Raw genomic sequence first — 6031 nt, 5'->3', positions numbered from 1 at the left:
AGTGTCTCCGCTGAACCTGTATGCTCGTGTGCGTTCTTTTCGTTCTGCTACTTGCACACGAGACCGCGGGTGCAGCGTGCACCCGGCATTCCCTGCGCCCTCGTTCTCGAGGCGCAAGACTTCCTAGGCAAAGCTCGGGCGACCAGCGCCGCGAGACCGTGAAACCGTATCTGCTGTCTGAAATTCGGATTCGGATTCGTGGGCTTGGGCAGAGCGCATCTGCGCCGTGCCCAACCGTGCCATCAAAAAAGGTGTTGGGTGCGCGTCCGCCGAGGTTCGCCGAAGCAGGCTGATATGATGAGAATTCCAAAATCGCCCAACGAGGTCGTCACGAGGGTTTTCCGCCATAGTTCAAAAGCCCGCCGCTGGTCCGTGGCGGATGCGCGCGCAGTCCTTCTTCATTCGGTTCCGTGCCCCAGCCGGGGCGATCCGGAACGACGAGATGGCCGTTCTCGATCTCGGGCAGATGGGTGAACAACTCGTGGTCCCAGGCGAGGCGGTCGATGTCGATTTCCATGATGCGCAGGTTCGGCACCGCCGCGCTGAAATGGGCATTCATCAGGGAGCAGAGGTGGCCGTAGAAATTATGCGGCGCGACGTTGACCTCGAAGGCTTCGGCGGCGGCCGCGATCTTCATCGACTGCCACACCCCGTTCCACGGCGTATCGATGATCGCGACATCCATCGCCTGTTCACGGAAATAGGGCAGGAATTCGCGCAGGCCCATCAGCGTCTCGCAGGAAGAGAGCGGGTGCGGGCTTTGCCGCCTGATATAACCGAGCGCTTCGGGGTTGAAACTGTCGATCTCGATCCAGAACATCTCGAGGTCCTCGATCGCCCGCAAGATCTTCAGGTAGCCTTCCGTCTTGGCGTTGAAATTGAGGTCGAGCAGGATATCGACATCGGGGCCGGCACCGTCCCGGATGGCTTCGAGATGCATCCGCAGGTCGCGCAGCACCTTGCGGTCGACGTTGATCTCGGGCTGGAAGGGCGAGCCGAAGCCGGGGCGCCAGCCGGTCGGCTTGCCGCCGTCATAGGTGAAGATGTTGGTCTTCAGCGCGGTAAATCCCTTCTCACGGACCTCGCGCCCGATCGCCTGCACGCCGTCGAGGTCTTCGATGCCCGGCTTGTACCAGCTCGGGTGGTTGATGCGCCAGGTCGCGCAATGCGACCAGTAGACGCGAATGCGCTCGCGGATCTTGCCGCCGAGCAATTCGTAGCAGGGCACGCCCAACAGTTTGGCCTTGGCATCGAGCAGCGCGTTTTCGATCGCGCCGAGCGCCTGCCCAACCACGCCGCCCGCGGCTGGCCGCGTCGCCGCGAACAGTTCCGCATGGATCCGCTCGTGCTGGAAGGCATTTTGTCCGACGACCCGCGTCGAAAGGCGCTGGATCGCCGCGCTGACGCCGGGCGAACCAAAACCCTCGTCGAATTCGCTCCAGCCGATGATGCCATCACCGGTTGTGATTTTGACGAAATGGTAGTTTCTCCAGCCGGCGTCGCAGGCAAGGATTTCGACGTTCGTTATCTTTGATGCTTTTGTCATGGCGTCCTCCCTTTTGCGTCCCTTGTTTTAGCCGGCTTTGCGAGGCGTGCAATCGGGGTGGTCGGATGCTGAGATCGCCGGACCAGTCGCCTCGTCAGCGCGGCAGCCTGCCGAACAGGCCGTCGAAGCGGTACGAATAGCCGACGCCGACGATCGTGTTCGGTGCGTTATGATTGAGTCCGAAAGCGAGGTGGATATCGATTTGCTGGTTTTGGCCCAAGCGATACATCGCACCCGAATTGAAGAGATGGCTCGGACCTGCATTGTCGGGATAGTCGCCGACATATTCGCCAAACACGCTGAACTTCTCGGTCAGAGCCTGTTCCAGCACGAAAGTCGCTTCGCTGATGCGCCCGGTCGTCGGATCGGAGGGGCGAAAGAACTCGGTGAACATGCCGCTCACGCTCCAGCCGTCATGCAGCTCCCATGACCATGGGAATTGCAGATAGGGCTGCGCGCCACGGCCGGCGATCGCGGCAGCCCCTGTCGGCAACGCCGCCCCGGCGACGATCGACAGGTCGACGGTCCCCGGAACCGGGCTGACCTGCCACTTCACGGCGGGTGCGAGGTCCGAAAATCCGGAACTGCCGGGGGCATGCAGATTCGCCGAATAGCTCGGCAGATCGGCCAGCAATTCCAGGCAAGGCGCAACCCCGAGGCGCCATCGCGTGTTGGTGCCGTCGAGAACTTGCCCGCTATCCCGAGCGGTGAAATTGATGCCGTTTTCGTTCTGGAGGCTGCCCGTGGGGACGACAATGCTGGAGTTCGTGACATCCGGCCGATCGGTGGTGATGCCGGCCGTCGCGGTCGGACAGGCATCCGCCCTGGCCTCCGACACAGCGAGGATCGCCAATGCTGATAAGCAAAATGACCTGGCAATGTTTCTCTTCAACCTTGGACCGGGAGTTGTGGTCGCAGGCTTTCGAAAGCTGTGCATTTCAACTGACCTGGTACTCCACGCGACAAACAGACCCGGGCGGGATTCGTCCGCCCGGCTCCTGTTACCTCTGGATCATGATTGGAACAGGCGTTGGTTTATTCCCGTCCGGGACCTCATCCAGAGAGGATTATTCAGACTCTATTCAGCCGGTTGGGCCAAAGCTGATCGAACACTTATGTCGGAGGCCTTGTCCTGCTTCTAGACGCAAAACCGGCAAGTAAACTGCCAAGTCCGATGATCGCGAAGAGACTCTTCCGCGCCTGTGGCTATCGGCTCGCACTGTGCGCCATGCTTGCATCAGGCGCGGCAATTCCCGGAGGCCTTGCGGCGCCGGCCGCCGGGTTAGATCCGCATGACCTCGCTCTGCTGGATCGGCTGACATGGGGCGTCAGCACGTCCAGCGCGGAGCATTTCCGGGCTCTCGGCACTGAGCGCTGGCTGCAGGAACAACTGCATCCACCGGCCGGCATGGCGCTGCCCGATGCGGTCAAGGCGCAGATCGAGGCGATGCCGGACGTTCACAAGCTTCCGTTCGATGTCGCACTCGCCTTTGAGGCGCAGGCCAGGAGCGCCAACGGGGTTGTCGATCCCGATCAGAAGAAGGCCGCGCAGCAGGTCTATCAGGGCGCGATGAACGACCGGGCCAAGCAGGCGGCGGCGCGCACCATCCTGCGCGCGCTGTACGCGCCGGACCAGTTGCGCGAACGCATGACCTGGTTCTGGTTCAATCATTTCAACGTCCATCAATCCAAGGCCAACATCCGCATCTTTGTCGGCGATTACGAGGATCGCGCCATCCGTCCCTTTGCACTTGGCAAGTTCCGCGATCTGCTCGCAGCGACCCTGCATCACCCGGCGATGCTGCGCTATCTCGACAACGCCGATAACGCCGCCGGCCATCTCAATGAGAACTACGCCCGCGAAATCATGGAACTGCACACTATGGGCGTCGGTTCAGGCTACACCCAGGCCGATGTCGAAGCCCTGGCCAAGATTCTGACCGGCGTTGGAATCGATGTGAAGCAGGAAGATCCGAAACTCAAGCCCGAGCTGCAATCGCAGCTGGTGCGCGAGGGCGCCTTCGAGTTCAATCCGGCGCGCCACGACTACAGCGACAAGAGCTTTCTCGGTCACACCATCAAGGGACGGGGACTGGCGGAGGTTGACGAGGCAATCGACATTCTCGTGCACCATCCCGCGACGGCCACGCATTTGTCGCGGCAGATCGCGACCTATTTCGTCTCGGACACCCCGCCGGACTCGCTGGTCCAGAAGATGGCGCAGACCTTCAAGACATCGGACGGCGACATCGCCGCGATGCTCTCCACCATGGTGCACGCGCCGGAATTTTCCGCCGCGCTGAAGCCCGGCATGAGGTTCAAGGACCCCGTGCAATACGCGCTGTCGGCGGTTCGTCTCGCCTACGACGACAAGGTGATCCTCAACACCGCGCCGATCCAGAACTGGTTCAACCGGATGGGCGAGGGCCTGTTCAATCATGAGACGCCGGACGGCTATTCGCTGAATTCGGCGTCCTGGAACGGACCCGGACAGATGATGGTACGTTTCGAGATCGCTCGGCAGATTGGCTCCGGCTCGGCTGGGCTGTTCAAGCCGGATGTGCCCAATGCGGTCGATCAGCCGGCCTACCCGCTGATCCAGAACGCGCTCTACTTCAGCGGGCTGCGCCAGACCTTGGGTCCGGCAACGCTTGCGGCGCTCGACAAGGCGGTATCTCCGCAGGACTGGAATACGCTGTTCCTGTCGTCGCCGGAATTCATGCGCTAACCACTTGCAAGGAGCGTCAAATGAACCGTCGTGAACTGATCAAGGCGTTTGCGGCAATGACCCCGCTGACGGTCGCAGGCCGGGTCTGGGCTGCGCCGGCGACCGATGCGCGACTGCTCGTCGTGTTCCTGCGCGGGGCCTACGACGCCGCCAACGTCGTTGTGCCGGTCTCCAGCGACTTCTACTACAGTTCGCGGCCAACGCTTGCGGTTGCTCGTCCAGATGCTGGTAATCCGAATTCCGCATTGCCGCTGACGGCCGAGTGGGGACTGCACCCGGCCTTTCGGGACAGCCTTTATCCATTGTGGGGAAAGCGGGAGATCGCCTTCGTTCCCTTCGCGGGCACCAGCGACGATCTCACCCGCAGCCATTTCGAGACCCAGGACACGATCGAGCTTGGTCAATCGGTCTCCGGCTCGCGCGACTATCGCTCGGGTTTCATGAGCCGGCTCGCGGCCGAACTCACCCGCGCCAAGCCGATCTCGTTTACCGATCAACTGCCGCTGATCTTTCGCGGCAAGACGCAGATCCCCAACACCAGCATCAAAAATATCGGCAAGCCGGGCGTCGACGACCGGCAGGCCGCGCTGATCAAGGACATGTATGCGCAAAGCAGCCTCGCGCCCTCGGTCTCAGAGGGTTTCCGGGTGCGCGACGATGTCTACCGCTCGATCTCGCAGGAGATGACCGCGGCCAATCGGGGCGCGGTGTCGCCGCGCGGCTTCGAATTGTCGGCGCGACGGATCGGCCGGCTGATGCAGCAGCAGTTCAACCTCGGCTTCGTCGACGTCGGCGGCTGGGATACCCACGTCAATCAGGGTGCAGCCAACGGCTATCTCGCCGACCGTCTGGGCGAACTCGGCCGCGCACTGTCAGGCTTTTCCGAGGAGATCGGCCAGCCCGGATGGCGCGATACGGTCGTGGTCGTGATCTCCGAATTCGGTCGCACGTTTCGTGAAAACGGCGATCGTGGCACCGACCACGGCCATGGCAGCGTCTATTGGGTGATGGGTGGTGGAATCAATGGCGGCCGCATCCATGGCGAACAGGCCAAGGTCGATCAGGCGAACCTGTTCCAGAACCGGGATTACCCCGTCCTGACCGACTATCGCGCGATGTTCGCGGGCCTTTTCCAGCGCATGTATGGCCTCGATGTCGCAAGCGTCCAGCGCATCTTTCCAGGCGCCCATCCAGCCGCTCTGGGACTGGTGTGACGGGAGAAGCTCTCCAGCACCAGAAACTGGGTGCGCTTCGAGAGCCGCCCACGTGGCCGCATAGGAGCTCATCATTTGGCGACGTCGGCAAGCGTGGCGCCGTGAAACCCGGAGCCGAGTCCCGGGCCTTTGGAACAATGTCCATCGGCCATTCGTCCCTTGATTGTTTCTCAAAGCTTGCGGCAAGCTCTCCGGTCCGCGACGTGGGAAGGAGGCGCCGGTGCGTCGCGCTGTCGTCGGTCTGTCGTAATCCGGGCGGATAGTTTATAGGACAGCAATGAACAATCTGACGCCGACAACACCACGTGAAGCGACCGAGCTGGACGGCGCGGACAATGAAAATCCGGCAGCTGCTGCGGGAATCGGTGTGCGGCAGCCGCCTCAGGGCAAGCTGCCGCTCCTGGCGTTGTCGGCGCTCGGCATCGTGTTCGGCGATATCGGAACCAGCCCGCTCTATACTTTCAAGACCATCCTCGGCACCACCGACAAATCTCCCGACGCCGCGGTGGTGCTTGGCGCGCTCTCGCTGGTGCTCTGGACGCT

5 protein-coding genes are annotated in these 6031 nt (G+C 62.0%); 3 read left to right on the top strand and 2 right to left on the bottom strand.

What is annotated here, in order from left to right; genetic code table 11:
- Nucleotides 1-328 precede the first annotated feature (328 nt).
- On the bottom strand, nt 329-1546 hold the full coding sequence (locus WCB02_RS41880) for a mandelate racemase/muconate lactonizing enzyme family protein (RefSeq protein ID WP_423968877.1): 1218 nt from the start codon (nt 1544-1546) through the stop codon (nt 329-331).
- Between the two features lie 94 nt (nt 1547-1640).
- Entirely contained in the window at nt 1641-2384 is a 744-nt protein-coding gene (locus WCB02_RS41875; protein ID WP_423968875.1) for a transporter, read from the bottom strand.
- 336 nt (nt 2385-2720) lie between these two features.
- Here WCB02_RS41875 and WCB02_RS41870 point away from each other — a divergent pair, with 336 nt between their 5' ends.
- The 3 genes from WCB02_RS41870 to WCB02_RS41860 form a co-directional block, all read left to right on the top strand.
- Nucleotides 2721-4274, top strand: coding sequence for a DUF1800 domain-containing protein (locus WCB02_RS41870; RefSeq protein ID WP_423968873.1), 1554 nt, complete (start codon nt 2721-2723; stop codon nt 4272-4274).
- A 20-nt stretch (nt 4275-4294) separates the two neighbouring features.
- Nucleotides 4295-5488 carry a DUF1501 domain-containing protein gene (locus tag WCB02_RS41865; RefSeq protein ID WP_423968871.1) on the top strand — a complete coding sequence of 398 codons (1194 nt, stop codon included), beginning with the start codon at nt 4295-4297 and terminating at the stop codon, nt 5486-5488.
- Between the two features lie 277 nt (nt 5489-5765).
- On the top strand, nt 5766-6031 hold a 266-nt coding region (locus WCB02_RS41860), incomplete at its 3' end, for a KUP/HAK/KT family potassium transporter (protein WP_423968869.1).

It is taken from the genome of Bradyrhizobium sp., assembly GCF_049581145.1.
GTDB lineage: Bacteria > Pseudomonadota > Alphaproteobacteria > Rhizobiales > Xanthobacteraceae > Bradyrhizobium.
Note: the sequence above shows the minus strand (reverse complement) of the source record. Positions and strands in the feature narration are given on the sequence as shown.

Excerpts from the sequence above, each read along its gene's own strand:
- WCB02_RS41880 (WP_423968877.1), bottom strand. The coding sequence starts at position 1,546 with ATGACAAAAGCATCAAAGATAACGAACGTCGAAATCCTTGCCTGCGAC.
- WCB02_RS41870 (WP_423968873.1), top strand. The coding sequence starts at position 2,721 with ATGATCGCGAAGAGACTCTTCCGCGCCTGTGGCTATCGGCTCGCACTG.
- WCB02_RS41865 (WP_423968871.1), top strand. The coding sequence starts at position 4,295 with ATGAACCGTCGTGAACTGATCAAGGCGTTTGCGGCAATGACCCCGCTG.